The sequence below is a fragment of the Streptomyces sp. LHD-70 genome, from assembly GCF_031157275.1.
Lineage (GTDB): Bacteria > Actinomycetota > Actinomycetes > Streptomycetales > Streptomycetaceae > Streptomyces.
In genome coordinates this window covers 38,224-65,136 of the sequence record NZ_JAVIFW010000019.1, presented here as the reverse complement: position 1 = coordinate 65,136, position 26,913 = coordinate 38,224, and the positions used below count along the sequence as shown (strand labels likewise).

The 26,913-nt window shown below is 70.0% G+C and carries 27 protein-coding genes, 1 tRNA gene and 1 pseudogene; 16 read left to right on the top strand and 13 right to left on the bottom strand.

Annotated features, from left to right (window positions below):
* Positions 1-176: 176 nt before the first annotated feature.
* Positions 177-1,430, bottom strand: a complete 1,254-nt coding sequence (locus tag RCO28_RS30625) for a P1 family peptidase (RefSeq protein WP_308944556.1) — start codon at positions 1,428-1,430, stop codon at positions 177-179.
* A 215-nt stretch (positions 1,431-1,645) separates the two neighbouring features.
* Between RCO28_RS30625 and RCO28_RS30620 the strand changes: the two genes are divergently transcribed.
* From RCO28_RS30620 to RCO28_RS30600, 5 genes are all read left to right on the top strand, one after another.
* Positions 1,646-3,064 carry a NarK family nitrate/nitrite MFS transporter gene (locus RCO28_RS30620; protein ID WP_308944555.1) on the top strand — a complete coding sequence of 473 codons (1,419 nt, stop codon included), beginning with the start codon at positions 1,646-1,648 and terminating at the stop codon, positions 3,062-3,064.
* Positions 3,065-3,351: 287 nt separating this feature from the next.
* Positions 3,352-5,604: a formate C-acetyltransferase gene (gene pflB / locus RCO28_RS30615; protein WP_308944554.1), complete on the top strand. Its 2,253-nt coding sequence runs from the start codon at positions 3,352-3,354 to the stop codon at positions 5,602-5,604.
* 129 nt (positions 5,605-5,733) lie between these two features.
* Positions 5,734-6,537: a pyruvate formate-lyase-activating protein gene (gene pflA / locus RCO28_RS30610; protein ID WP_308944553.1), complete on the top strand. Its 804-nt coding sequence runs from the start codon at positions 5,734-5,736 to the stop codon at positions 6,535-6,537.
* Positions 6,534-6,686, top strand: a complete 153-nt coding sequence (locus RCO28_RS30605; protein ID WP_308944552.1) for a hypothetical protein — start codon at positions 6,534-6,536, stop codon at positions 6,684-6,686. The genes pflA and RCO28_RS30605 overlap by 4 nt, the downstream gene beginning before the upstream one ends.
* Positions 6,683-6,895, top strand: a complete 213-nt coding sequence (locus RCO28_RS30600; RefSeq protein ID WP_308944551.1) for a hypothetical protein — start codon at positions 6,683-6,685, stop codon at positions 6,893-6,895. Before RCO28_RS30605 ends, RCO28_RS30600 begins: the two co-directional genes overlap by 4 nt.
* 7 nt (positions 6,896-6,902) lie before the next feature.
* On the opposite strand, the gene RCO28_RS30595 is transcribed toward RCO28_RS30600, so the two are convergent.
* The 6 genes from RCO28_RS30595 to RCO28_RS30570 form a co-directional block, all read right to left on the bottom strand.
* A complete protein-coding gene (locus RCO28_RS30595; RefSeq protein ID WP_374991282.1) occupies positions 6,903-7,484 on the bottom strand; it encodes an MscL family protein in 582 nt (193 codons plus the stop codon).
* Positions 7,485-7,556: 72 nt separating this feature from the next.
* On the bottom strand, positions 7,557-8,033 hold the full coding sequence (locus RCO28_RS30590; protein WP_308944549.1) for a hypothetical protein: 477 nt from the start codon (positions 8,031-8,033) through the stop codon (positions 7,557-7,559).
* Positions 8,034-8,360: 327 nt separating this feature from the next.
* On the bottom strand, positions 8,361-9,221 hold the full coding sequence (locus RCO28_RS30585; protein WP_308944548.1) for an S-methyl-5'-thioadenosine phosphorylase: 861 nt from the start codon (positions 9,219-9,221) through the stop codon (positions 8,361-8,363).
* Positions 9,222-9,351: 130 nt separating this feature from the next.
* Positions 9,352-9,684, bottom strand: coding sequence for an FmdB family zinc ribbon protein (locus RCO28_RS30580; protein WP_308944547.1), 333 nt, complete (start codon positions 9,682-9,684; stop codon positions 9,352-9,354).
* Between the two features lie 67 nt (positions 9,685-9,751).
* Positions 9,752-11,035 carry an MFS transporter gene (locus tag RCO28_RS30575; RefSeq protein ID WP_308944546.1) on the bottom strand — a complete coding sequence of 428 codons (1,284 nt, stop codon included), beginning with the start codon at positions 11,033-11,035 and terminating at the stop codon, positions 9,752-9,754.
* A gap of 326 nt (positions 11,036-11,361) precedes the next feature.
* Entirely contained in the window at positions 11,362-12,861 is a 1,500-nt protein-coding gene (locus tag RCO28_RS30570) for a potassium/proton antiporter (RefSeq protein WP_308944637.1), read from the bottom strand.
* Between the two features lie 233 nt (positions 12,862-13,094).
* Here RCO28_RS30570 and RCO28_RS30565 point away from each other — a divergent pair, with 233 nt between their 5' ends.
* Positions 13,095-15,908: a penicillin acylase family protein gene (locus tag RCO28_RS30565; protein WP_308944545.1), complete on the top strand. Its 2,814-nt coding sequence runs from the start codon at positions 13,095-13,097 to the stop codon at positions 15,906-15,908.
* A 30-nt stretch (positions 15,909-15,938) separates the two neighbouring features.
* Here the strand turns inward: RCO28_RS30565 and RCO28_RS30560 are convergent, their stop codons facing one another.
* Positions 15,939-16,541 carry a 5-formyltetrahydrofolate cyclo-ligase gene (locus RCO28_RS30560; protein ID WP_308944544.1) on the bottom strand — a complete coding sequence of 201 codons (603 nt, stop codon included), beginning with the start codon at positions 16,539-16,541 and terminating at the stop codon, positions 15,939-15,941.
* A 93-nt stretch (positions 16,542-16,634) separates the two neighbouring features.
* Between RCO28_RS30560 and galU the strand changes: the two genes are divergently transcribed.
* The 7 genes from galU (at position 16,635) to RCO28_RS30525 (ending at position 22,166) form a co-directional block, all read left to right on the top strand.
* Entirely contained in the window at positions 16,635-17,537 is a 903-nt protein-coding gene (gene galU / locus RCO28_RS30555; protein ID WP_308944543.1) for a UTP--glucose-1-phosphate uridylyltransferase GalU, read from the top strand.
* Between the two features lie 4 nt (positions 17,538-17,541).
* Complete coding sequence (glp, locus tag RCO28_RS30550) at positions 17,542-18,882, top strand: gephyrin-like molybdotransferase Glp (RefSeq protein WP_308944542.1); 1,341 nt, start codon at positions 17,542-17,544, stop codon at positions 18,880-18,882.
* An 82-nt stretch (positions 18,883-18,964) separates the two neighbouring features.
* Positions 18,965-19,444, top strand: coding sequence for a cyclic pyranopterin monophosphate synthase MoaC (gene moaC / locus RCO28_RS30545; protein ID WP_308944541.1), 480 nt, complete (start codon positions 18,965-18,967; stop codon positions 19,442-19,444).
* Positions 19,441-19,968, top strand: a complete 528-nt coding sequence (locus RCO28_RS30540) for a MogA/MoaB family molybdenum cofactor biosynthesis protein (protein ID WP_308944540.1) — start codon at positions 19,441-19,443, stop codon at positions 19,966-19,968. Before moaC ends, RCO28_RS30540 begins: the two co-directional genes overlap by 4 nt.
* Positions 19,965-20,612, top strand: a complete 648-nt coding sequence (locus RCO28_RS30535; RefSeq protein ID WP_308944636.1) for a GNAT family protein — start codon at positions 19,965-19,967, stop codon at positions 20,610-20,612. Before RCO28_RS30540 ends, RCO28_RS30535 begins: the two co-directional genes overlap by 4 nt.
* 196 nt (positions 20,613-20,808) lie before the next feature.
* Positions 20,809-22,005 (top strand): gephyrin-like molybdotransferase receptor GlpR, encoded by a 1,197-nt coding sequence (gene glpR, locus RCO28_RS30530; protein ID WP_308944539.1) that lies wholly within the window; start codon positions 20,809-20,811, stop codon positions 22,003-22,005.
* 87 nt (positions 22,006-22,092) lie between these two features.
* A tRNA-Ala gene (locus RCO28_RS30525) sits at positions 22,093-22,166 on the top strand.
* Between the two features lie 164 nt (positions 22,167-22,330).
* Here RCO28_RS30525 and RCO28_RS30520 read toward each other — a convergent pair.
* Positions 22,331-22,810, bottom strand: coding sequence for a GNAT family N-acetyltransferase (locus tag RCO28_RS30520; protein ID WP_308944538.1), 480 nt, complete (start codon positions 22,808-22,810; stop codon positions 22,331-22,333).
* Positions 22,811-22,818: 8 nt separating this feature from the next.
* Here RCO28_RS30520 and RCO28_RS30515 point away from each other — a divergent pair, with 8 nt between their 5' ends.
* Entirely contained in the window at positions 22,819-23,631 is an 813-nt protein-coding gene (locus RCO28_RS30515) for an exodeoxyribonuclease III (protein WP_308944537.1), read from the top strand.
* Positions 23,632-23,805: 174 nt separating this feature from the next.
* On the opposite strand, the gene RCO28_RS30510 is transcribed toward RCO28_RS30515, so the two are convergent.
* Positions 23,806-24,012, bottom strand: coding sequence for a hypothetical protein (locus RCO28_RS30510; protein WP_308944536.1), 207 nt, complete (start codon positions 24,010-24,012; stop codon positions 23,806-23,808).
* Positions 24,013-24,155: 143 nt separating this feature from the next.
* Here RCO28_RS30510 and RCO28_RS30505 point away from each other — a divergent pair.
* Together RCO28_RS30505 and RCO28_RS30500 are read left to right on the top strand one after the other, a co-directional pair.
* Positions 24,156-24,886, top strand: a pseudogene (locus RCO28_RS30505) (XRE family transcriptional regulator).
* Positions 24,873-25,343, top strand: a complete 471-nt coding sequence (locus tag RCO28_RS30500; RefSeq protein WP_308944535.1) for an NUDIX domain-containing protein — start codon at positions 24,873-24,875, stop codon at positions 25,341-25,343. Before RCO28_RS30505 ends, RCO28_RS30500 begins: the two are co-directional and overlap by 14 nt.
* Before the next feature lie 323 nt (positions 25,344-25,666).
* Here RCO28_RS30500 and RCO28_RS30495 read toward each other — a convergent pair whose 3' ends face one another.
* From RCO28_RS30495 to RCO28_RS30485, 3 genes are all read right to left on the bottom strand, one after another.
* Positions 25,667-25,969, bottom strand: coding sequence for a hypothetical protein (locus RCO28_RS30495; protein ID WP_308944534.1), 303 nt, complete (start codon positions 25,967-25,969; stop codon positions 25,667-25,669).
* Positions 25,966-26,316, bottom strand: coding sequence for a hypothetical protein (locus RCO28_RS30490; protein WP_308944533.1), 351 nt, complete (start codon positions 26,314-26,316; stop codon positions 25,966-25,968). The genes RCO28_RS30495 and RCO28_RS30490 overlap by 4 nt, the downstream gene beginning before the upstream one ends.
* Positions 26,317-26,530: 214 nt before the next feature.
* Positions 26,531-26,875: an HNH endonuclease signature motif containing protein gene (locus RCO28_RS30485; RefSeq protein WP_308944635.1), complete on the bottom strand. Its 345-nt coding sequence runs from the start codon at positions 26,873-26,875 to the stop codon at positions 26,531-26,533.
* Positions 26,876-26,913: the final 38 nt, after the last annotated feature.

The window sequence follows — 26,913 nt, the reverse complement described above, 5'->3', positions numbered from 1 at the left end:
CGGCGTCGCTCGCGTCGCTGCATGTCACCTTGTGACCGCTCACCGTAGCCCCTCGGTGGAACATCATGCCCGGGGTTCTGAAAAACGCCCGGGCGCCCCTGGAAGTTCCCGCGCTCCACGGGCAGTTCGCGCCGCCCGCGGTCGGCCGGTGCGCCCGCAGGAGGTCCGTGCGCCCCCTACTCCTTCCCGTGGAGATCCCCGTATAGATCCTCTAGATCCCCGTAGAGATCTCCGTACGAGGGGAAGAGTCCGCCCGCGCTGTCCACCGTCTCCGCGGCTTCGATCGCCCGGACGATCGCGCGGGTCACCGTGTCCGCGCCCGCCGCCAGGATCGCGTTGACCACGGTCATCTGCTCCAACTCGCCCTCGGGCAACGGGTATTCGCCGGTGGCCAGGGTGAACACCGTGTCTCCGTCGTGCAGGAGGTGCACCGGCCGGATGGCGCGGGCGAAGCCGTCGTGGCTGGTGCCCGCGAGCTTCTGCGCCTGGGCGCGGCTGAGCCCGGCATCGGTGGCGACGACAGCGAGGGTGGTGTTGAGCCTCGACCCCGCAGACCCCGCAGACCCCGCAGACCCCCCAGGCCCCCCAGGCCCCGCAGGTCCCGTCGCCCCCTCCTGCCCGGTCGCCCGCCCCGTCGCCCCCGCCGTCGCGATGCTCGGCTCGCCGCCGCCGTTCTGTCGGCGCGCGGTCTCCGCCTGTGCCTCCGCGAGCCGGGCTTGCGCGCGGGCGTGCACCTCCTGGGCCGGGCGCTCGACGGGTTCCGTGCTGTCGCCGTCCTCGAAGTAACGCCCGTACAGCACACCGGACTTCGGATCGGTCACCGAACCGACGGCGTTCACCACCACCAGCGCTCCGACCGTGTGCCCCGACTCCAGGCGCACGCTCGCCGTGCCCACGCCCCCTTTCATCCCGCCCGCCACGGCCCCGGTTCCCGCGCCGACGCTGCCCTGCGCCACCTCCGCCGTCGCCCGCTCCACCGCCTCCCGGCCGAGCACCGCAGTCGGGCGCGCCCGCCAGTCACCGCCCCTGCCGAGGTCGAAGAGGCAGGCCGCGGGCACCACCGGTACGACCCGGTCGGGCCCGCCCACTGGCACGCCGCGCCCCTGCTCCTCCAGCCACGCCATGACGCCGGCCGCCGCGTCGAGTCCGTACGCACTGCCGCCCGTGAGCACCACCGCGTCGATGCGCTGCACGAGGTTGCGCGGGTCGAGCGCGTCCGTCTCCCGAGTGCCGGGGCCGCCACCGCGTACGTCCACGGCCGCGACCGCCCCGCCGGTCGGCGCGAGGACGACGGTCGTACCCGTCAGCCAGCCGCCTCCGTCCCGTGTCGCGTGCCCCACCCGGAGGCCGGGCACATCGGTGAGCGAATCCTTGCCGCCGATCCGGCCCGCGGTGGTCTTCGAGCTGCTTGCGGAATCCCTGGAGTCCATGGACGCACCTTACGGATCAAGGGAGTTGAGGGCCGCGCCTTCGCTCCGCCCGCGTGCCTCGGAAGGTGCGTGCCCAGCCGGGGTCGGGACCAAAGGCGCAGCCAGAAAAGGGCCCTAAGGCAAGCCACAATGACGACCAATTGCTCTGATTCCTCTCCTTTGTCGCAGACACCCTGGATGAGTAAGGAATCCTCCTCACCCCCAGGAACGACGCCATGAGTCCTGCCGTAAAGGAAGAAGTGGCCACAAGCGCCGGTCGGTCCTACGACCCCGCGCAATACCGGCCCGGACGCACCATCACCGACTGGGAACCGGAGAACGAACTCTTCTGGAAGTCCATCGGCAAGCGGGTCGCCACCCGCAACCTGTGGATAGCCGTCCCCGCCCTTCTCGTCGCCTTCGTGGTGTGGCAGGTGTGGAGCGTCACCGCAACGAACCTCAAGGGCGTCGGCTTCGGCTTCAGCACCTCGCAGCTGTTCTGGCTGACGGCGATCCCGGGACTGACCGGCGGTACGGCCCGGATCTTCTACACCTTCCTCGGCCCGAAGATCGGCCAGCGCACCTTCACCGCCCTGTCCACGGTCGTTCTGATCGTCCCGCTGATCTGGCTGGGCTTCGCGATCCAGAACACCTCGACCTCCTTCACGGAGATGGCGATGATCGCCGCCCTCTGCGGTGTCGGCGGAGCCAACTTCTCCTCCTCCCTCGCCAACATCGGCTTCTTCTTCCCGAAGTCGCAGAAGGGCAACGCCACCGGCATCAACGGCGGCCTCGGCAACCTCGGCGTCTCCGTCGTCCAGCTGCTCACCCCGATCGTCATCACCAGCTCGGTCGTCGCCATCGGCTCGGCCCAGCACAAGGCGGACGGCTCGCCGGTGTACCTGCAGAACGCCGCGTTCGTCTGGGTCCCTGTCCTGATCGTCCTGGCCCTCGTCGCCTGGTTCGGCCAGAACAACCTGCAGTCCGCCTCGACCTCCTTCAGCCAGCAGAAGATCATCTTCAAGCGCAAGCACAACTGGCTGATGACCTGGCTCTACGTCGGCACCTTCGGCTCCTTCATCGGCTTCGCCGCCGCCCTGCCGATGCTGATCAAGACGACCTTCCCCGACTACTCGGTCGCCACCTACGCCTGGATGGGCCCCGCCCTCGGCGCCCTGGCGCGCTGGGCCGGCGGCTGGATCGCCGACAAGCTGGGCGGCGCCCGCGTCACCATTCTGTCCTTCGTGGGCATGGCTCTCTCGATCATCGGTGTCATCAACTTCCTGCCCGCAGACTCCGGTTCGGGCAACTTCACCGGCTTCTTCCTCTGCTTCCTCGCGGCGTTCTTCTTCTCCGGCATCGGCAACGGCTCGACCTTCCGCCAGATCCCGGTGATCTTCCGCAGCCAGCACCTGAAGGGCCTGACCGAAGGCACCCCGGAGTACGCCAAGGCCCTGAAGCAGACCGAGATGGAGTCCGGCGCCGTCACCGGATTCACCGCCGCCATCGCCGCCTACGGCTTCTTCTTCATCCCGGCGCTCTTCGCCAACTTCTCGGTCACCAGCGCGATGTGGGGCTTCGTCGCCTTCTATGCCAGCTGCATCGTGGTCACCTGGTGGTTCTACGCCCGCAAGGACGCCGAGTCGCCGTCCTGACCTCAGCGCCTTCAGCCGCGAGGCGGGTCCCTTCGGGGGCTCGCCTCGTCGCTGTTCTCGGCCGACGAGTGAGACCACCGGAAGGTGGGATTGGTGAATGCCTTCACAAAGCACTCCCGGGTCTAAAGTCCTCGGCGAACTCGCAGGTCAGGGCGGTAGTGGCGGCTCGGCGAGGGAGGGGCCCGGGTCCTCCGGCCCGAAACAGGGGACCATTGCCGACGTGAATGATCGATCAACGGGAGTGCAATGGAAGGGAGCGAAGGCACAGCGACCGGAAGGTGTGCACCATGACCGCAACTCCCTTGGAGAAGACGGCGAACCGCGAGGCCTGGGAGGGCTTCAAGGGCGGGCTGTGGCGCGACGCCATCGACGTCCGCGACTTCGTGCAGCAGAACTACACCCCGTACGAGGGTGACGGCTCCTTCCTCGCCGGCCCCACCGAGCGCACCACCGCCCTCTGGGACCAGCTCCTCACGATGTTCCCGCAGGAGATCGAGCAGGGCGTCCACGACGTCGACGTGAGGACCCCCTCGCGCATCGACGCCTTCCGGCCCGGCTACATCGACCCCGGCAAGGACCTGATCGTCGGCCTTCAGACGGACGCCCCGCTCAAGCGCGCGATCATGCCCAACGGCGGCTGGCGCATGGTCGAGGGCGCGCTCAACGCCTATGGCTACGAGGCCGACCCCGAGGTCCGCGAGATCTACACCCACCTGCGCAAGACCCACAACGACGGGGTCTTCGACGCGTACACCCCCGAGATCCGCGCCTGCCGCTCCTCCGGCATCATCACCGGCCTCCCGGACGCCTACGGCCGCATCATCGGCGACTACCGCCGCGTCGCCCTCTACGGCGTCGACCGCCTCGTCCAGGACAAGAAGTCCGTCAAGGCAGAACTCGACGCGGAGTGGCCCACCGAGGACGTGATCCGGGAACGCGAGGAGACCTCCGAGCAGATCAAGGCCCTCGGCGAGCTCAAGGCCATGGCCCTGTCGTACGGCTACGACATCTCCCGCCCCGCCGCCACCGGCCGCGAGGCCGTCCAGTGGCTGTACTTCGCCTACCTCGCCGCCGTGAAGGAGCAGAACGGCGCGGCCATGTCGATCGGCCGCATCGACAACTTCCTCGACATCTATCTGCAGCGCGACATTGAGAACGGCCTCCTCACCGAGGAGCAGGCGCAGGAGTTCATCGATGACTTCGTCATCAAGCTCCGCATCGTCCGCTTCCTGCGCACTCCCGAGTACAACGAGCTCTACTCCGGCGACCCGACCTGGGTCACCTGGTCCATGGCCGGCATCGGCGAGGACGGCCGGCCGCTGGTCTCGCGGACCACGTTCCGCGCCCTGCAGACCCTCTACAACCTGGGCCCGGCCCCCGAGCCGAACCTGACCGTCTTCTGGTCGCGGCAACTCCCGCAGGGATTCAAGGACTTCGCCGCACAGGTCGCCATCGACACCTCGGCCCTCCAGTTCGAGTCCGACGAGCTGATGCGCCCCAAGTACGGCGACGACACCGCGATCGCCTGCTGCGTCTCGGCGATGGCCGTCGGCAAGCAGATGCAGTTCTTCGGCGCCCGCGTCAACGTCGCCAAGGCCCTCCTGTACGCGATCAACGGCGGCCGCGACGAGAGGACCGGCGAGCTCGTCGTCGAGGGCTTCGAGCCGATCGAGAGCGAGTACCTCGACTACGAGCAGGTCGCCGCGCAGTACGAGGCGATGCTGGAGTGGCTGGCCAGGACGTACGTCCACGCCCTCAACGTCATCCACTACATGCACGACAAGTACGCCTACGAGCGCATCGAGATGGCGCTGCACGACCGGGCGATCCTGCGCACCATGGCCTGCGGCATCGCGGGGCTCTCGGTCGCCGCGGACTCGCTCTCGGCCATCAAGCACGCCCGCGTGAAGGTGATCCGCGACGAGACCGGCCTCGCCGTCGACTACGAGATCGAGGGCGGCTACCCGGCCTACGGCAACAACGACGACCGCGCCGACGAGATCGCGCGGAGGATCGTCTCCGGGTTCATGCAGAAGATCCGTACGTACCCGACGTACCGCGACGCCGTGCACACGCAGTCCGTCCTGACGATCACCTCGAATGTGGTCTACGGCAAGAAGACCGGCAACACCCCCGACGGCCGCCGAGCCGGAGCACCGTTCACCCCCGGCGCCAACCCGATGAACGGCCGGGACGAGCACGGCTACATCGCCTCCGCGCTGTCGGTCGCCAAGCTCGACTACGACGACGCCGAGGACGGCATCTCGCTGACCAACACCATCACCCAGGACGCCCTGGGACGCACTCCCGAGGAGCGGATCGACAACCTCGCGGGCGTGCTCGACGGGTTCATGGCCAGCGACGGCTTCCACATGAACGTCAATGTCCTCGACAAGGCGACCCTGCGGGACGCCATGGAGCACCCGGAGAACTACCCGCAGCTGACCATCAGGGTCTCCGGCTACGCGGTGAACTTCGTCCGCCTCACCCGCGAGCAGCAGTTGGACGTCATCAGCCGCACCTTCCACGGCTCCCTCTGAGCCTCCGGCTCCCCGCTGCCGAGCACGCCCCGGGGAGTCGCCCCTCAGCTGCGGCCCCGGAGCCGGGCCCTCACCCCGGCTCCGGGCGCCGCGGACATCAACTCCTGTGAGGAACACCGGAGTTACGCCATGACCGTCTTGCTCGACCAGAATCTCGCCGCTCTCCGTGCTGCCACCCCCGCGGGAGCCGCCATGCACCGCCCGATCGAGGGCACCGTGCACTCCTGGGACCTGTCGACCGGCGTGGACGGGCCGGGCAGCCGCTTCGTCGCGTTCCTCTCCGGCTGTCCGCTCACCTGCCTCTACTGCCACAACCCGGACACCTGGCGGATGCGCAACGGCAAGCGCACCTCGGCGGACGACGTGGTCAAGGAGGCCGCGAAGTACACCAGGTTCATCGCCGCGGCTCGCGGAGGTGCCACCGTCAGTGGGGGCGAACCGCTGCTGCAGCCTGTCTTCGCCGGGGAGCTGCTGCACCGCTTCAAGCATGAACTCGGCCTGCACACCGCCCTGGACACCTCGGGCTTCCTCGGTGTCCGCGCCACCGACGCCCTGCTGCGGGACGTCGACCTGGTGCTGCTCGACATCAAGTCCTGGGACCGGGAGACCTACAAAAAGGTGACCGGACGCCCTCTGCAGCCCACCCTGGACTTCGCCCGGCGCCTCGCCGACCTCGGCAAGGAGGTGCATGTCAGGTTCGTGCTCGTCCCCGGCCTTACCGACGATCCGGCGAACATCGAGGGCGTGGCCGCCTTCGCCGGCGGGCTCGGCAACGTCTCGCGCGTGGACGTGCTGCCCTTCCACAAGCTGGGGGAGGGAAAGTGGCAGGCACTCGGCATGAACTTCACGCTGCACGACACCCCCTCGCCCACCCCCGAGCAGGTCACTCTGGCGAAGGACATCTTCGAGGCCCACGGTCTGAAAGCGGTGTGATCCTGGAGCTGGAGCTGGAGCTGGAGCTGGAGCTGGAGCTGGAGCTGGTGCTGGTGCTGGTGCTGGACCTGGAGCCGCTGCCGCCGGAGCCAGCGCCGTATCCGGGGCAGAGCCCGACGGGGCGCAGGCGCCGTACCCTGGAGGCATGAGCAGCGCCGCCCCCGCACCCGGACCGCGAGACGCGAAGAACGGGCCCGAGCCGAAGGCCAAACCGGCCCCGGCCCTGAACTTCGACGATCCGCTGGACCAGCAGTCCGCGGACGACACGGACCGGGGGTGGGGCGAGCGGCCCAGCGGCGGCGACAGCGCCGCCGACCTGGCGCGCTTCCTCGACGAGAAGCCGCCCCACCACCTCTGAGCGTCCGCTACTTGCCGGTGTCCACGGGGCCACCGCCGGAACCACCGCTGTCCCTGGCACCGCCGGTCCCAGAAGTGGCACCACCGGGACCACCGCGCTGGGCGACCAGCACGTCCCGGATCTCCTTGAGCACCTCGAGCTCGGAGACCTCGAGCGTCTCCTGGACGCCCTCCTTGGCCTTCCGCCGCGCCTCCACCTTGGCGAGGTACTTCGCCATCGGCAGCACCATGAGGAAGTACACGACGGCCGCGGTGATCAGGAAGCTGAGCGTGGCGCTCAGGACCGTGCCCCAGCTGATCGGGATGCCGCTGGTGGCCTCCCCCGTCGCCGGGTCGATCTCGCACGGGCCCTTGAGGCAGGACCTGTAGCTCTCCAGATCCTTCGTGCCGAAGGCGCCGACCAGCGGGTTGATGACGCCCTTCACCACCGCGTTCACGACGTTCGTGAACGCCGCACCGATGACGACCGCGACGGCCAGATCGATCACGTTCCCGCGCGTCAGGAACGCCTTGAAGCCCTCCCACACACCCGGCTTCTTCTCCTCGCTCACCACGGAGCCTTTCCTCGTACGTTCGATTGACCGTGTCATTAGGCCCGGCACAAGTGAGGTGCGTCCAATTCGCGGACACGAACAGGTGAGTTGACAAGAACTCCGTACGGATCAGCACAGGACCACCACCAGACGGGAGTTGGCGCTTGCGCCGGCCAACCGCACTGCCTCCGCACGCGGTACGGAGAGCACGATCAGTGCGCCGTTCTCCCCGGACGCCTGCCCGCCGGCCGCGACGTCGATGACGCGTGCACCTGCGGCGATCCGACTGGCGCGAGCCCCGGACGCGGGGGCCGCGATGACGTCCACGCGGTCGCCGGGACGCAGCAGCCGTACGGTCTCCGCGTCCGCGATGCGTACGGGGGCGCGCACGAGCTGTCGTACGGACCCGGGGTGGTCGTCCGGCTCCGCCGAGGGCGCGGTGTGCTCGCCTTCGGCTTCGCTTCCGGGGGAGCCCGTCGAGCCCGCGAAGCCCGGTGGCCCCGCGGCGGCGAGCGCGGCCGCGGCCATCGCGAGCCCGGCGGCCACCGTGCGGCGGTTACGGCCGCGGCGCAGCGCACCCCGGAACCGCAGCCGCCCGCCGCGCACCCGCAGGGGAGGGAAGGCCGGGACCTCGCACGGGGGCGGAACCGGAGTCGGAGTGGAAGGGACGGAGGGGACGGGGGGCGGAGAGCCCGGGGGAGAGGTGTGGGCGCTGGAGCGCGAGGACATGGCAACCACCGCCTGCCGTAGGGGAATTCGCCTGAACGCCCCTCACGATCCACGGTTCCGGCCGATCCTGCTCAGCCCTGTGGACAACCTCGCGGTTGTGGACAACTCCCTCACTCGAACCGGGAGTTCCGCTTACCCGAACGGGAAATTCCGCCCCACGGCGCGGCCACACGGACCGAGCCGCACCCTGGGAACCTCTCAGGCTCAGGGCAGCTCGATCCCCAAGGCCCACCCGTCGTGCGCCCGCGTGCACAGGCAGTCCCGCTCGTCGGTGGCCGGAAGGCCCGCCACCGCGTCGAACAGCACGTCCCGCAGCCTGGACACGTTCTCGCCGAACACCTTGAGGACCTCCGCGTGGGAGACGCCCTCGCCGGTCTCCGCCCCCGCGTCCAGGTCGGTCACGAGGGACAACGACGTGTAGCAGAGCGCCAGTTCACGGGCGAGCACGGCCTCGGGGTGACCGGTCATGCCCACCACCGACCAGCCGGCGGCCGCGTGCCACTGCGACTCGGCGCGGGTGGAGAAGCGCGGGCCCTCCACGACGACCATGGTGCCGCCGTCGACCGCGGCCCAGTCGCGCGCGCGGGCGGCCTTCAGGGCGATGCTGCGGCCCTCGGGGCAGTACGGGTCGGCGAACGTCGTGTGCACCACGTTCGGGATGCTGCCGTCGGGCAGCGGCACCCCGTCGAAGTACGTCTGTACGCGGCTCTTCGTACGGTCGACGAGCTGGTCCGGCACCAGCAGCGTCCCCGGACCGTACTCGGGGCGCAGCCCGCCCACCGCGCAGGGGCCGAACACCTGGCGCACGCCCACGGAGCGCAGCGCCCACAGGTTGGCGCGGTAGTTGATCCGGTGCGGCGGAAGGTGGTGGCCGCGGCCGTGGCGGGGCAGGAACGCCACCTTCCGTCCGGCGATCTCACCGAGGAACAGGGAGTCGCTCGGCTCGCCGTAAGGGGTGCTCACCTGGATCTCGGTGACGTCGTCGAGGAACGAGTAGAACCCCGAGCCGCCGATCACGCCTATGTCCGCGGACGCCGCAGCGTCACCGTTGTGTGCGTTCGCCATGCGCAGCAGCGTAGTCGAGCCCTGAGGTCCGGGTTCGGTCCGCAGCCGCAGCCGTCACACAACCGAAAGCCCCGCAGTCGCGCGCGACTGCGGGGCTTTCCGGGAAAGTGCGAAGGTGCGATGCGGCCGGTCAGGCCGCGGAGCTGCTGCTTCCGGAGGAGCTGGAGGACGACGAGGAGCCGGCCGTCGAAGAGCTCGACGAGGAGGAGTCCGAGGTCGAGGACGCCGTGGACGTCGACGAGGTGGACTTCGACGCGGACGACGCAGGCGTGCTGCTCGACGACGAGTTGCGGCTGTCATTGCGGTAGAAGCCGGAGCCCTTGAAGACGATGCCGACCGCCGAGAACACCTTCTTGAGGCGTCCGTTGCAGCCGGGGCACTCGGTCAGGGCGTCGTCGGTGAACTTCTGCACCGCCTCGAGGCCCTCGCCACACTCGGTGCACTGGTACTGATAGGTCGGCACTTGCTTCCTCCTGGCACTCTCACTCGATGAGTGCTAACGACGGTCCATAGTGACGTATTCCTCGGGATCAGTCCACTGTCACCGGCGAGCGGTGACCGACGCCACGTGCCACGGTCCGGCTCTTGGCGAGCGGAGCGAGGCGGGAGCGCAGGGCCACGAGGGTCAGCAGCGCGAGCACCGTACCGGCCATGGGCACCAGGAATCCGGCGCTCGCACCATGGGCGTCGGCAAGGCTGCCGGTCAGCGTGACGGCGGCGGCCTGGCCGAGCGCGACCGCACCCGTGAGGAGCGTGAACGCCTCGGTCCGCGCGGAGGCGGGAACCAGGCTCTCGACGAGCGTGAACCCGGAGATCAGCGCGGGCGCGATGCACATACCGACGAGCAGTCCGAGTACGGCGAAAAGTGCCACCGAGTGCACGGTCCACAGCATGGAGGCGGTGACGGCCAGGGCGCTGTACCCGACAAGGAGGCGGCGGCGCGGGCCGACCTTCCAGGCGATGGCTCCGCAGGCGACACCGGCGAGCATGTTCCCCGCGGCGAAAATGCCGTACAGGAGGCCGTTGACCCCGGGCTGGCCGGCTTCTTCGGCGAAGGCGGTGAGGGCGACCTGCATGCCGCCGAAGACCGAGCCGATGCCGAGGAACGCCACTGCGAGGACGCGAGCGCCGGGCACGGAGAACGCGGAAACGTGCTCCACGCGCGCGTGGTCCGCGAGCGCACCGTGCGCCTCGGGCTGGGTGTCGCGCTGTGCGGCGAAGAGCAGGCCGCCCGCCAGGGTCAGCACGGCCTGGGTCGCGAGACCGGCACCGGGGTGCACCCAGGTGCACAGGGCGGTGGCGAGCACCGGGCCGACGACGAACGTGAACTCGTCCGTGACGGACTCGAAAGCTGCCGCAGTGGGAGTCAGGGCACGCCGCTCAGGGTGGTCAAGTACGGCCGCCCAGCGGGCCCGCACCATCGGCCCGACCTGCGGCACCGAGGCGCCGACCGGCACAGCGGCGACGAAAAGGGCCCACAGAGGGGCGTCGGCGAGGGCGAGGGCGGCGAGGGCGATCACCGAGACGGCGTTCACGAGGACGCCGGGGATCAGCACGGCGGCCTGGCCGAAGCGGTCGGCGAGCTTGCCGCTCTGCGGCGCGCACAGCGCCATGGAGACGCCGGCGACGGCGGCTACGGCGCCCGCGGTGCCGAACGAGCCGGTGGTGTGCTGCACCAGCAGGACGATCGACATGGTCAGCATCGCGAACGGCTGCCGCGCGGCGAAGCCGGGCAGGACGAACGAGAGGGCACGGGGCGTGCGCAGGAGTTGCCCGTACCCGGGGCGGGAAGTCGAGTTGACCGCGGACTCCACGGTCCTTGCCTTTCTGCTGCCTGGTGGCGGGCCCGTGTGGCGGCGCCGAGAGCTGTCCTCTTGCGCAGAAGAACGTCGGTGATACCCGGCCCACTGCGAGGACCGCGGCCGCCGTGCGGTCGCGCCAGCTCTGCGTCAGACAGAGGTGGTTCGATTCGTTGTCCCTTGATTGTACGGGGAAGTGGTCACGTACGCCTCCGAATGAGGGGGATCGCACACCGGCCACCTGTGATTGCCGGGAACGCTGGCAACCCACCTCTCACCCGGCGAAACCCGCACCTCTCACTCGGAAAACCTGCACCCCTCACCCGGCAAAACCCCCACCTCTACGAGGAAGACCGGCCCGTCCCCAGCCAGCCCGCCAGCTTGCCGCCCTGGCCGACCGCGCGCAGGCGGCGCTCGGCGGCGTCCCGCACCGGGTCCGTGGCGACGACGAGCAGCTCGTCGCCGTGCCGGAGCACGGTGGTCGGCGACGGCACAAACGATTCCTTGTCCCGGACGACGAGGGTGACGGCGGCGCCCGCGGGCAGTCGCAGTTCCGCGACCTCGACGCCGTGCATCTTGGACTTCTCGGGGATCGCCACCGAGAGCAGATGTCCGCGCAGCCGCTCCAGGGGCGCGGATTCGACGCCCAGGTCGGCCGCCTCCTCGCCCCGGCCGATCCCGAGCGCCTTGGCCAGCCACGGCAGGGTTGGGCCCTGGATGAGGGTGTAGACGACGACCAGGACGAAGACGAGGTTGAAGATCCGCTCGCTGCCCTCGACGCCGGTCACCATCGGGATGGTCGCCAGGATGATGGGCACCGCGCCGCGCAGTCCGGCCCAGGACATCAGGGCCCGCTCCCGCCAGGGCAGGCGGAACGGCACCAGGGCGAGGAACACCGAGACGGGCCGCGCCATGAGGGTCAGGACCAGGCCGATGAGGATGGCCGGCCAGATGTCGTCGAGCAGGGTGCTCGGCGTGACGAGCAGGCCGAGCAGGACGAACATGCCGATCTGCGCGATCCAGCCGAGCCCGTCCGCGAAGCCGCGGGTGGCGGGCCAGTGCGGCAGCTTGGAGTTGCCGAGCACCACCGAGGCCAGATAGACGGCGAGGAACCCGCTTCCGTGCGCCAGTGCGCCGGCGGCGTACGCCGACACCGCGATGGCCATCACGGCGATCGGGTAGAGGCCGGAGGCGGGCAGCGCGACGTGCCGAATGCCGTACGCGCCGAGCCAGCCCACCGCGAGCCCGACGGCGGCGCCGATGGCGAGCTCCAGGGCGATCTTGCCGACCAGGACGTACCACTCGCCGATGGCGCCCGTGGTGGAGAACGCCACGACCAGGATGACCACGGGGGCGTCGTTGAAGCCGGATTCCGCTTCGAGGACGCCGGTGATGCGCGAGGGCAGCGGCACCTTGCGCAGTACGGAGAAGACGGCGGCGGCGTCGGTCGAGGAGACGACCGCGCCGATGATGAGCGACTGCCGCCAGTCGAGCCCGACGAGGTAGTGCGCGCCCGCCGCCGTGATGCCCACGCTCACCGCGACACCGAACAGCGACAGGACGGCCGCCGCCGGCAACGCGGGTTTGATCTCCTTCCACTTCGTCCCCAGACCACCCTCGGCCAGGATCACCACAAGCGCGGCGTAGCCCATCACCTGGGTCAACTCGGCGTTGTCGAAGACGACGTTGCCGAATCCGTCCTGACCGATCGCGATGCCGATCCCCAGGTACAGGAGCAGGCTCGGCAGACCGCTGCGCGAGGAGACGCGCACGGCCGCGACCGCGAGGAGCAGTACGAGGGAGCAGACGAGAAGGAGCTCGTTGAGCTGATGGACAGTCAGTGGCTGTTCCTTTCAGGGGCGCGAGACGAGGCGCGAAGGAGGGGTACTTCGTTACCTTACCTAATCGTTAACGCTTCCTTGATGCCGGTCCGGGCTCAACAGCCGTCGCCGGCCTGAGTTATCCACACCGCGTCCATGGCCGTCAGGCCCTCGTCCTATGGTTGCTCCCAGCACTTCCCGGACCGCATGGCCAGCTCGGCCGACCAGCCGCTCGAAGGACAGCAAGGACAGCGATGCCCGCCAATGAAAGCGCCTCTTCCGGCCAGAAGACCGGCAAGAAGAAGGGGCGACGTGCCCGCCTCGTCGTGATTGCACTGGTCCTTGCCGTCGTCGCGGGCGTGGCCTTCGGTTCGTACTGGAGCATCAGCACGGTGCGCGCCTCGCTGCCGCAGACCAAGGGTTCGATCCAGCTCGACGGTCTGGCGGGACCGGTCGACGTCCGCCGTGACAGCAGCGGCATCCCGCAGGTCTACGCCTCGTCGGACGAGGACCTGTTCATGGCCCAGGGCTATGTGCAGGCGCAGGACCGCTTCTGGGAGATGGACGTCCGGCGTCACATGACCTCCGGTCGGCTCTCCGAGATGTTCGGCAAGAGCCAGGTCGAGAGCGATGAATTCCTGCGCACCCTCGGCTGGCACCACGTCGCACAGCGGGAGTACGACACCAAGCTGACCCCGGAGACGAAGAAGTACCTCCAGGCGTACGCCAAGGGGGTCAACGCCTATCTGAAGGGCAAGGACGGCGCGGACGTCTCCGTCGAGTACGCGGCCCTGGGCTTCACCAACGACTACAAGATCGAGGAGTGGACCCCGGTCGACTCGGTGGCCTGGCTCAAGGCCATGGCCTGGGACCTGCGCGGCAACATGCAGGACGAGATCGACCGCTCCTTGATGCACAGCCGCCTCGGCCCGAAGCAGATCCAGGACCTGTACCCGGACTATCCGTACGACCTGCACAAGCCGATCGTCGAAGAGGGCGGGCTCTCCGGGGACTCCAAGACGTACGACCCCAAGGGGAGTTCGGTCCAGGAGCAGTCCGCCGCGGGCAGCGCCGGCACAGGCACCGGAACGGGCACAGACACAGGCACCGGAACCGGCACTGGCGCGGCTGCCGGCAACGGCATCGCGGGTGGCGGCAGCACGGCGGGCGGCCTGACCACGCAGATGTCCGGCCTCTCCGACGTCCTCGACAGACTCCCCGACGCCATAGGCCCGAACGGCAACGGCATCGGCTCCAACTCCTGGGTCGTGTCCGGCGACCACACCACCACCGGAAAACCGCTGCTCGCCAACGACCCGCACCTCGCGCCCCAGCTGCCGTCGACCTGGTACCAGATGGGCCTGCACTGCCGCGGCGTCTCGGCGAAGTGCCAGTACGACGTCTCGGGTTACACCTTCTCCGGCATGCCGGGCGTGATCATCGGCCACAACCAGGACATCGCCTGGGGCATGACCAACCTCGGCGCCGACGTCACCGACCTCTACCTGGAGAAGATCCAGGGCGACGGCTACCAGTACGGCCGCAAGGTCGAGCCGTTCAAGACCCGCAAGGAGACCATCAAGGTCGCGGGCGGCGAGGACAAGAACATCGTGGTCAGAGAGACCAACAACGGCCCGGTGGTCTCGGACCGCAACGACGAGCTGGGCAAGGTCGGCCAGGAGGCGCCCGTGGGCAGCTCCGCCCCCGACCGCGCCGACGGGTACGCGGTCTCCCTGCGCTGGACGGCGCTGAGCCCCGGCAAGTCCATGGACGCCGTGTTCGCGCTCAACAAGGCGAAGAACTTCCAGGACTTCCGCAAGGCGGCGTCCGACTTCGAGGTCCCCTCGCAGAACCTGATCTACGCCGACACCGAGGGCAACATCGGCTACCAGACCCCCGGAAAGATCCCCACGCGCGCGAAGAGCCACGACGGCACGCTCCCCGCCCCGGGCTGGGACCCGGCGTACCGCTGGACCGGCTACATCCCGCAGAGCGCCCTGCCGTACGAGTACAACCCCGAGCGCGGGTACATCGTGACGGCCAACCAGGCCGTGACCGACTCCAAGTACCCCTACGAGCTCACCAAGGACTGGGGCTACGGCGCGCGCAGCCAGCGCATCAACGACCTCATCGAGTCGAAGCTGAAGAACGGCGGCAAGATCTCGACCGAGGACATGCGCACGATGCAGCTGGACAACAGCAGTGAGATCGCCAAGATGCTCACGCCCAAGCTGCTCAAGATCGACGTGTCCGACCCGTACGTCCGCGAGGCGCAGCAGCTCCTCGAGGGCTGGGACTACACCCAGGACGCCGACTCGGCGGCGGCCGCGTACTTCAACGCGGTCTGGCGCAACATCCTGAAGCTGTCCTTCGGCAACAAGCTGCCCAAGGAGCTGCGGGTCGAGGGCTCCTGCATCAACGTGCCGCCCGCCGACAAGACCGGCCCGGTCGACGACCCGGACGAGCGCGTGCGCGAGTGCGGCGAGCGGGCGGCGGACGCGGCCCAGCCGGACGGCGGTGACCGCTGGTTCGAGGTGGTCCGCTCCATCCTCGACGACGAGGACAACGACTGGTGGCAGTCGCCCTCCACGCGTACGGACTCCGAGACCAAGACCCGTGACCAGCTCTTCGCGCGTGCCATGGAGGACGCCCGCTGGGAGCTGACCGCGAAGCTCGGCAAGGACATCGACAGCTGGAGCTGGGGCCGCCTGCACCGCCTGCAGCTGGACAACCAGACCCTCGGCACCGAGGGCCCCGGCTTCATCCAGTGGCTGCTCAACCGCGGCCCCTGGGAGCTCGGCGGCGGCGAGGCCGCGGTCAACGCCACGGGCTGGAACGCGGCCGGCGGGTACAGCGTGATCTGGGTCCCTTCGATGCGGATGGTGGTGAACCTCGGCGACTTCGACAAGTCGAAGTGGATCAACCTCACCGGTGCGTCGGGGCACGCGTACAGCCCCAACTACACCGACCAGACCGAGAAGTGGGTAAAGGGCGATCTGCTCGACTGGGCCTACTCGGAGAAGGCGGTCGAGGCGGAGGCGGAGAACGACCTGGTGCTCAGGCCGTGACCGGCACCGCTGTGATCAGGACCTGTGTGATCAGGACCTGAATCTCCGGACCCCGGAAGGGGTCACCACCGCGTGCACGGGGTGGTCGTGCGGTTCCTCCGGGACCCGCGCGACCACCTCGTCGTCGTAGAGGAACACGACGAGCGGCGGCTCCACGCGCGCGTGCGAGAGCCGGGCGAGCACCCGGTCGTACGAGCCGCCGCCGCGGCCCAGGCGCATGCCGCGGTCGTCCACGGCGAGACCGGGAAGCAGCACCGCGTCGGCGCCGAGCACGGCGTCGGGCCCGAGCCGTGGCCCGTCCGGTTCCAGGAGACCGCGCCCCGCGCGTACGAGGTGCTCGGCGCCCGCGTAGACGCCCCAGTCGAGGTCGTTGTCCGGCAGGAGCACGGGCAGCAGAACCCGCACCCCGCGCGCGTGCAGGGCATCGAGCAGCGCGCGTGTGCCGGGTTCGCGGCCGACCGACACGTACGCGGCGACCGTGTGCGCGTCCGCGAGGTCGGCGAGTTCGAGGGCCCGCCGGGCGAGAACCGCGGCCGCCTCCTGCGCGTCATCTGCTGTCAATCGGCGCCTCGCTTCGAGGAGTTCTCCGCGCAACGTCGCCTTGTCAGCCTTGCCGTTGGTGTTCGGGCTCACAGCCAACTCACAAACCCCTCATATCCTGGCCTAAGCGAATCAATTAACCGGACGCACATGTTCCGCACATTCGCACCGGTTATGGTGCTGGGCATGACTGAGTCGCACCCCACGATCACCAAGGCTGTCATCCCGGCAGCAGGCCTCGGCACGCGCTTCCTCCCGGCCACGAAGGCCACCCCGAAGGAGATGCTGCCGGTCGTCGACAAGCCGGCGATCCAGTACGTGGTCGAGGAGGCCGTGGCAGCCGGTCTGTCCGACGTACTGATGGTCACGGGCCGCAACAAGCGCCCCCTCGAGGACCATTTCGACCGCAACTACGAGCTGGAAGAGGTCCTCGTCCGCAAGGGCGACCAGGGCCGCCTCGCCAAGGTCCAGGAGTCCAGCGACCTGGCGACCATGCACTACGTCCGGCAGGGCGACCCCAAGGGCCTCGGCCACGCCGTCCTCTGCGCGGCCCCGCACGTCGGCAGCGAACCGTTCGCGGTCCTCCTCGGCGACGACTTGATCGACGCCCGCGACCCCCTGCTCCAGCGCATGGTCGACATCCAGGCCCGCGAGGGCGGCAGCGTCATCGCGCTCATGGAGGTCGACCCGGCCCAGATCCACCTGTACGGCTGTGCCGCCGCCGAGCCGACCGGCGAGGGCGACGTGGTCAAGGTCACCGGCCTCGTCGAGAAGCCCGAGCCCGCCGACGCCCCCAGCAACCTCGCGATCATCGGCCGGTACGTCCTCGACCCCGCCGTCTTCGACGTCCTCCGCAAGACCGAGCCCGGCCGCGGCGGCGAGATCCAGCTGACCGACGCGCTCCAGCAGCTCGCCGCGGACGAGAAGATCGGCGGCCCCGTGCACGGCGTCGTCTTCAAGGGCCGCCGCTACGACACCGGAGACCGCGGCGACTATCTGCGTGCCATTGTCAGACTCGCGTGCGAACGTGAAGACCTGGGCCCGGACTTCCGCGCCTGGCTTCGCAGTTACGTCACCGAGGAGATGTAGCACCTTGAGCAGCAGCACGACGGCAGAGGACACCGGCCGCGCCCCCATCTGGTCGGTGTCCGAGCACCTTGAGGACATTCTCGCGACGGTCCACCCGCTGGACCCCATCGAGCTGCAACTCCTCGACGCCCAGGGCTGCGTCCTGGTCGAGGACGTCACGGTGCCCGTCTCGCTGCCGCCCTTCGACAACAGCTCGATGGACGGGTACGCGGTCCGCACCGCCGATGTCGCCGGCGCCACCGAGGAGTTCCCCGCCGTCCTCGAGGTCATCGGCGACGTCGCCGCGGGCGCCCTCGGCGGCCTCACCGTCGGCCCCGGCCAGGCCGCCCGCATCATGACCGGCGCCCCGCTGCCGCCCGGCGCCGAGGCCGTCGTCCCGGTGGAGTGGACCGACGGCGGCCTGGGCGAGGGCCCGGTCGGCACGATGACGCCGCACAGCCTGGCCCCCGAGGGCGCCTCCGGAGAGGTCCGCGTGCACCGCCCGGCCGCCGTCAGGGCCCACGTCCGCGCGCGCGGCAGCGACGTGCAGTCCGGCGAGCGCGCACTCGCCGCCGGCACCGTGCTCGGCCCACCGCAGATCTCCCTGCTCGCCGCCATCGGCCGCGGCACGGTCCGGGTGCACCCCCGCCCGCGCGTGGTCGTCCTCTCCACCGGCAGCGAACTCACCCAGCCCGGCGAGGAGTTGACCGAGGGCCGGATCTACGACTCCAACAGCTTCGCCCTCACCGCCGCCGCCCGGGACGCCGGTGCGATCGCCTACCGCGTGGGCGCCGTCGCCGACGACGCCGAGACCCTGCGCGCCACCATCGAGGACCAGCTGATCCGCGCCGACCTCCTGGTCACCACGGGCGGCGTCTCCGTAGGGGCGTACGACGTCGTGAAGGAGGCCCTCCAAGGCGCCGGTGACTGGGAGGAGGGCAGCGAGTCGGGCAGCGGCATCGAGTTCCGCAAGCTCGCCATGCAGCCCGGCAAGCCCCAGGGCTTCGGCTCCATCGGTCCCGACCACACCCCGCTGCTCGCCCTCCCGGGCAACCCGGTCAGCTCGTACGTCTCCTTCGAGCTCTTCGTCCGCCCCGCGATCCGTGCCCTCATGGGCCTCCAGGACGTCAGCCGCCCCAGCATCCGCGCCGCCCTCGACAGCCGCGAGCCGCTGACCTCCCCCTCCGGCAAGCGCCAGTTCCTGCGCGGGAGGTACGACGAGGAGAAGGGCACCGTCGCCCCCGTGGGTGGTTCCGGCTCCCACCTGATCGCGGCCCTGGCGCACGCGGACGCCCTGATCGTCGTCCCCGAGGACACCGCCGAGGTCGCCCCGGGCACCGAGCTCGACGTGATCCTGCTCCGCTGAGCCCCGCCTGGTGCGGGTACCGTGGCTGCCCACACGAGGCCCACCACGGCCCGCCCGAGCCCTGACCGGGAGCGCACAGCAGATGAGTACGCAGGACCGACTGACGCACATCGACGAGGCGGGCGCCGCCCGGATGGTCGACGTATCGGAGAAGGGCGTCACCGCGCGCACCGCGCGTGCGAGCGGCCGGGTCCTGGTCTCGCCGCGCGTGATCGAACTCCTCAGGGGCGAGGGCGTGCCCAAGGGGGACGCCCTCGCCACCGCCCGGATCGCGGGCATCATGGGCGCCAAGCGCACCCCCGACCTGATCCCGCTCTGCCACCCGCTCGCGGTCTCCGGAGTAAAGGTCGAACTCGCCGTCGCCGACGACGCGGTGGAGATCCTCGCCACCGTGAAGACCACCGACCGCACCGGCGTCGAGATGGAGGCCCTGACCGCCGTCACCGTCGCCGCGCTCACAGTGATCGACATGGTGAAGGCGGTCGACAAGGGCGCCGTCATCACCGACGTCCGCGTCGAGGAGAAGACGGGCGGCAAGTCCGGGGACTGGAACCGCGCATGAGGGCCCTCGTCGTCACCGCCTCCAACCGCGCCTCGGCCGGGGTGTACGCGGACAAGGGCGGCCCGATCCTCGCCGCGGGCCTGCGCGGGCTCGGCTTCGAGGTCGAGGGCCCGCAGATCGTGCCCGACGGCGACCCGGTCGAGCAGGCGCTGCGCGCGGCCGTCGACGCCGGGTACGACGTGGTGCTCACCACCGGCGGCACCGGCCTCTCGCCCACCGACCGCACCCCCGAGGCCACCCGCCGCGTCCTCGACTTCGAGGTGCCCGGCATCGCCGAGGCCATCCGCGCCTACGGCCGGGACAAGGTGCCCACGGCCGTTCTCTCCCGCGGCCTCGCCGGCCTCGCGGGCAGCACCCTGATCGTGAACCTGCCGGGCTCCACCGGCGGCGTACGGGACGGACTCGCCGTACTGGAACCGCTGCTCGTGCACGCCGTCGACCAGATCCGCGGCGGCGACCACCCCGGACCCGACGCAGATTCCGACGCCGGGCACGGCACCGGAGCCCCCGGGAGCCCGAGCTGAACAGCCCGTCCTGGCCCGCGCGCCTTGCGGACGGCGATGTCGTCCTCCGCCCCATAAAGCTGCGCGACCAGCGCGCCTGGCGGGAGGTCAACCAGCGCAACCGCGACTGGCTGCGCCCCTGGGAAGCCACGATTCCGCCGCCGGGCCCCGCGGGCCCGATCACGGCCCGGCCGACCTACCGGCAGATGGTGCGCCATCTGCGCGCGGAGGCCAACGCGGGCCGGATGCTGCCCTTCGTGATCGAGTACCAGGGCGGTCTGGTGGGCCAGTTGACGGTCGCCGGGATCACCTGGGGCTCGATGTGCTCGGGCCATATCGGCTATTGGGTCGACCAGTCGGTGGCCGGGCGCGGAGTGATGCCGACGGCGGTCGCGCTCGTCGTCGACCACTGCTTCAGGACCGTGGGTCTGCATCGCGTCGAAGTCTGCATTCGGCCCGAGAACGTCCCGAGCCGCCGGGTCGTGGAGAAACTCGGATTCCGTGAGGAAGGGCTGCGCCCGCGCTATCTCCACATCGACGGCGGCTGGCGGGACCACCTCGTGTTCGCCCTCACCGCGGAAGAGGTCCCGGAAGGGCTGCTCACCCGCTGGCACCAGCGGCGATCCGGAAACAGTCCGAAGGACACACCACGGAACACGGCCTGACTCCGCGAAATAAAATGTGTGTTCGAAAAAGAGCGTAGATTGACCGCGAATATGCCTCCGGTGCCTCCGGTTGCCCTGCTCTCGAAGCCTGTTGATCGCATCAGTCACAAAAAAAGTTCGAGATATCAGCCAGATCGTGCGACACACCGGCGGAATTGGCAGATGGCCTCAACGAAACCCCTCTACCGTGTGAGGCGTGAGCAGCAGCGGCCTCATCTACGCAGTCATTGTCGGGGCCTGGGCCGCCTACTTGGTGCCGATGTGGCTCCGTAGGCAGGACGAGCTCAACGAAGCCCGTCCGACGGAACGCTTCAGTACCGCCATCCGCCTGCTTTCCGGGCGGGCGGGAATGGAGCGTCGGTACGCCAAGGACCTGCGGGCGCGTACCGAAGGGGAAGAGCCCAAGGCCGACCCGGACGCCGCGACGGAATCCCTCACGGGGTCCGTCGACGTCCGGGCCTTCGCCGTGTCCGAGGACGGCGAGCAGCGCGGCGAACAGCCGAGACCGCGGGAGCAGCCGCGAGAACCCCGGCAGGAGCAGCGCCCCGCGCGCCGCCCGGCCAAGGACGAGCAGGCCGCCAAGGCCGCGCGCGCCGAGAGGGCCCAGCGGGCCGCGCGCTCGGAGGCCGCCGCGGCCGCCGCGCGCGCCCGGCGCTCCAAGGTGCTCGCGCGCCGCCGGCGTACGACGGTGGTGCTGTTCCTCGCGTTCACGCTCGGCTCGATCGTCGCGGCCGTCGGCGGCCTCGCGCTCCTGTGGGCGCCCGGCGTGCCGGCGGTCCTCCTGAGCACGTACATCGTCTATCTGCGGGCGCAGGAGCGGCGCCGCTACACGTACACGATGGACCGGCGCCGGGCCGAGGCCGCGGCGAGGCAGCTGCGGGAGCGGCGGCCCGCCGGGCGCAGGCCAGCCCCGGCCGAGGCCGCGGACGCCCCGGCCGAGGAAGGTCACGGCGCCGACTCCGCCGAGAAGCCCGGCCTCTCCGCGCTCGCGGCCGACCGCCGGGCCCTGGTCGAGCAGACCGATCACGCCGAGTGGGTCGACCAGCAGCGCGAGCGGGACCGCGGTGCGGCGCGCGGCGACAGCTGGGAGCCCGTGCCGGTGCCGCTGCCGACGTACGTCACCGCCCCGGTCGCGCCCCGCGCCACCGGCAGCATCGACCTGAGCGCCCCCGACACCTGGAGCTCGGCCCGGTCCAGCGCGGCCGGACAGCCGAAGGAGGCGGAGGCCGAGGTGGCGGCGAAGCCGGCCGAGGAGGAGCCGCGGCGGGCCGCGCGCTCCGGGAACGAGGCGCCCGCGCGCCGGGCCGCCGCACGCCGCAGCCGCGAGCGCGGGCGTACGCCGCTCTTCGACCAGTACGCGGAGGGCGACCGGCCGCGCGCGGCCAACGAGTGAGGGCCGGGGATCTGACCAGCGCGGGAGCCGCGAGGGAACGGATTTCCAAGCACCCCGGTGAGGGTGCTAATGTTTCTCTCGTTGCAAGGGCCTGTGGCGCAGTCTGGTAGCGCACCTCGTTCGCATCGAGGGGGTCTGGGGTTCAAATCCCCACAGGTCCACCGCAATTGAGAACCCCGTCGGATTCATCCGGCGGGGTTCTCGTCTTGTCGGCGCGCATGCGTCGTCACGGGCCGCGGCCTGGAGCCCCGGTACGGGGGCGGCCGCGCTCAGCGAGAAGTGTGCGGGCTCACAGACCGGCCCACAGACCGGCCCACAGACCGGCTCACAGCGGTTTGGCCATGCAGCGGCTGGCGTCGTAGTGGCGGTAATAGCCGAATTTGGCGCAGAAGGTGTAGCCCTCGGAGGCATAGAGGGCGATGGCCTCGGGCTGTTGGTCGCCGGTCTCCAGGACCATGCGGGTGCGGCCGGTGGCGCGGGCGTCGGCCTCCAGGAGCGCGAGTATGCGGCGGGCCAGGCCCTGGCCGCGGGCCTGCTCGATCACGTACATCCGCTTGATCTCGGCGTCACCGTCCGAGTAGCCCTCGTCGTTGGCGTCCTGGGTGCGCCAGCCGCCGGTGGCGACGGGGCGGTCGAGGGCGTCGTAGGCGAGCAGGAAGAGGCCGTGCGGGGGCTGGAACATCGACGGGTCGAGCGGGGTTGCGTCGCCCTCTTCCTCGCCGTAGCGCTGGGCGTACTCCCGCAGCACCTCGTTGCTGAGCTTGATCGCGTCGGGGTGGTCGTACGGCGTCGGTCTGATGTCCATGCGCTTCAGTGTGCCGGTACCGTGTCGGGGTGCTGACTGTGACCACCGTGAACGTGAACGGGCTGCGTGCCGCCGCCAAGAAGGGCTTCGTGGAGTGGCTGGCCGCGACCGACGCCGACGCCGTGTGCCTCCAGGAGGTGCGGGCCGAGGCGGCGCAGCTGCCGGACTCGGTGCGGGCACCGGAGGGCTGGTACGTGGTGCACGCGCCCGCGACCGCGAAGGGCCGCGCGGGCGTCTCGCTCTACACGCGGCGCGAGCCCGACCGGGTGCGGATCGGCTGGGGTTCGCAGGAGTTCGACTCCAGTGGGCGGTACGTCGAGGTGGATCTGCCGGGCGTGACGGTGGCGAGCCTGTATCTGCCCTCGGGTGAGGTCGGCACGGACCGGCAGGACGAGAAGGAGCGGTTCATGGCCGAATTCCTCGTCCACCTGCGGGAGTTGAAGCAGAAGGCCGCGGCCGACGGTCGCGAGGTCGTGGTGTGCGGCGACTGGAACATCGCCCACCAGGAGGCCGACCTCAAGAACTGGAAGGGCAACAGGAAGAACGCCGGGTTCCTGCCCGAGGAGCGGGCCTGGCTGAGCGAGGTCCTGGAGGGCTACGTCGACGTGGTGCGCGAGCTGCACCCGGACGTCGAGGGGCCGTACTCGTGGTGGTCGTACCGCGGGCGGGCCTTCGACAACGACACGGGCTGGCGGATCGACCTAGTTTGCACAACGCCCGGCATCGCGAAGCGGGCCGTGAAGGCGTACGTGGAGAAGGCCGCGTCCCACGAAGAGCGCTGGTCAGACCATGCGCCGGTCACTGTCGTCTTCGATCACTGACGCGCCGATGTGACTTGCGACATAGAAGGCCCCCGGCCGAAGCCAGGGGCCTTGGCGAGCCCTACCCGTCCCGTCGGAGTCGGTCAGGGTGTCGCCGTCCGGTCCGCTGAACTGTCCTGCTCGCCGTCGTTCAGCGGGTCGGAGAGCGTGGGAGTCGGGCGGGTGGAGCCGGGGTCATCGGGTGTGCTGACCGCTGGCGTGGGAGCGGATCTCCGAAGCGTGCCTGGCGGCCTCAGTGATCTTGTCTTTCGCCTTCAACGCCTGGAGCTGGTCCCAGTTCGCCGCGCACACCTTGCAGCGCGGCACGGGTACGCAATCGAGTAGCCACGCATTGAAGCCGATGGGCAGTACCACGGGCTTTTCCGGCGTCGTCTGCGTCATGGCCGCTAACCCCTCGTCGTCCGATTGACGACAAGCGTCACGCGATCTTGTGGGACGTAGGAACCTCGTACGTTTCCCACTTTGGGACGTCCCGAAGGGGGTAGAACGTCCCTATGGCTGGCAACGAACGACTACGCGTGACTATGGCGTCCGGCGGATGGACCCACGCAACTCTCGCGGACGCAACGGGGGTTGACCCGAAGAGCGTGGAGCGCTGGGTGAACCTCGGGAGGGTGCCCCGGAGGGTCACGGCCCTGAAGGCAGCGGAGCGCTGGGGGAGGACGTTCACGCGCTGTGGCCAGCCCTGAGACAGGCCCGGTCGGCACGGGCCGTGAGCCCCGAACTGGTGGCCCTCTACGAGCAGCGGGCAGACCTCCCCGTATCCGTGTTCGTGGACCTCCTGTCGTCCGCCCAGGAGCGGGTCGACGTGTTGGTCTACGCCGCCGTGTTCCTGCATGAGGCGTACCCGCGTCTCAATGACCTTCTGAGGGAGAAGGCGGAGGCCGGGTGCCAGGTGCGCATCTGCCTGGGGGATGCCGACTCGCCGAACGTCCAACTCCGTGGCCAGGAGGAGAAGTTCGGGCACGGCATCGAGTCGCGGTGTCGGCTGGCGCTACTCCACTACCAGCCCTTGTTCGGGGCCCCTGGGGTGGAGATCCGGACCCACGGAACGACCCTCTACAACTCCATCTACCGGGCCGACGACCAGGCCCTGGTCAACGCCCACGTGTGGGGCGTGAACGCGTACGGTGCGCCCGTGTGGCACCTGCGCCGGACCGACGGCGGGACCATGTTCAACACCTACGCCGAGAGCTTCGAAGCCGTCTGGTCGACGGCCCGACCCGTGGAGGCCGCTGCCAGTGGCGCGCACTGAGTACTACGACGACCCGCAGGCCCCGGAGCCCAACAGCCTGGTGGTAGCGGCCTCCGCCGTGGTGACGGACGACCAGGGCCGCATCCTCCTTCAGCGGCGGGCCGACTCGGGCAAGTGGGCCTTGCCGGGCGGCGGCATGGAGATGACCGACAGTCTCCCCGGCACGGCCGTCCGTGAGGTCAAGGAGGAGACCGGCCTGGACGTCGAAGTGACGGGCCTGGTCGGCACGTACACGGACCCCCGGCACGTCATCGCGTACACGGACGGGGAGGTCCGCAGACAGTTCAACGTGTGCTTTCAGGCACGCGTCGTGGGCGGCAGTCTGGCCATCTCGAATGAGTCGCTGGAACTCCGCTGGGTCGACCCCAGCGACCTGGACGCCCTCCCCATGCATCACACTCAGCGGCTCCGCCTCCGCCACTATCTGGAGGACCGACCGGCCCCGTACCTGGGGTGACCGCCCGGCGGACAGGCGCGGACAACGACAGAAGCCCCAGCGGCCAGCCTGGCGGACAGGCGGTCACTGGGGCTTCGTCGTGTCCGGACATGCGGACACCGTGAACACAGACGCGGACAGGCGGCGGCCAGGCCCATGGCATTGCGCCTGGCCGTCAGCCTGACCCGACAGCGGACAGGGCGGAGCGTCTGCGGCGGACAGAGTTCACGGGAGCACGGACAGGGGCGCGGCAGGCGGCGGCCAGGTCCCGGCGGATCTCCAGGATCACGGCCAGGATGTCCGCGACGGTCGGCGTTGGCTCCGCCGGTCGGCCGGTCGGCCGGTCACCGGGGCCTCTTGTGTCGTGGCTCCGGCGACATCCGCCACGGCTGTCCCTTGGCCAGCATCCGGGCCTCATGGCGGTCGAATGCCTCCAGGTGCGGGCAGTCTGCCGACGCGCACGCGGCGTGCTCGGCGCGGATGCGGTTCAGCTCGACGTCCGCTGTCCCGATCGTCATGTCTAGGAGCGCCATATGGACTGTGTGGTCACGGTCCAGCGCCTCATAGTCCGTGCGGTCGACAGTCTTGTCAGGCTCGACGCTGGCACGCTCGGCAGCGGCGGCAATGGCACGGCGGCGGGCGCTCATGACGGCCACCCCGGGAGACGGAAACCGGCGCCGGACAGGGCCTGGGGCGTCAGGAGCAGATCAGCCAACAGGCGCCGGTACTCGGTGAGTTGGGCCGCTTGTAGAGACCCTGAAGCCTGGGCCGCCTCCAGGTCGACCAGGAGGGCGACGGCGCCAATCTGGGAGTCGTCGTACAGGACCGCCGCCGGGCCGCCCCAGATGCCCGCCCAGCGCTCACGCTGCCAGTCGGCCCAGTGGGCACGGTTTGCCGGGACGTCCGGCACGGGGTGCGGGCACTCGGCGGGCAGCTCGACGGCACGTGTGCCGCCGCCCCACTTCCCGCGCTTCAGGTTGATATCGTTGGCCACGACGTGGCCTCCTTCCATGATCGATTGAGGTCGTTCTGGTCACGCAGCGTGCGCGGCCCCGGATTTTCGCCCGAGAGCACCTCTGACCGCCCTCCCCAGCGCTGAGGGCCCCCGGGGGGCAGGGGGGCACCCCCCACCCCCTTAGTCACGCAACGTGAACGCATCACGTGCCAGGCAGCGACACAGGGGCAAGACAGAGCGCGCGGTGTCGGCGTCAGCGGCCGAATGATTCGCTCGCTGTCTTGCGTGAGTGACACGACTTACAGAGCGCTTGCCAGTTGCTCGGGTCGAAGGATCGCGGACCCTGAAGGCCCAAGCCGTCCACGTGGTCCACCTCAGTGGCTGAAGGGCGCAGGGGCGCAGCGATGGCGGAGCACGACTCCGATTCGCACAAGGGATGCTCCCGCAGGTACGCACGGCTGGCACGGGCCCAGCGGTCTCGCTGCGATGATCGGTAGCTGTCTCGGTACCGGCGGCCAGTGCTGGACGACCGGGCGTGCGCACGGCACTTGCCGCGCCAGGTGGGGCAGGGACAGCCAGCGACAGGGCACGTCTGCATGGAGCGTGTGCCCTTCGGCTGGGGGCCAGGGTCGCATT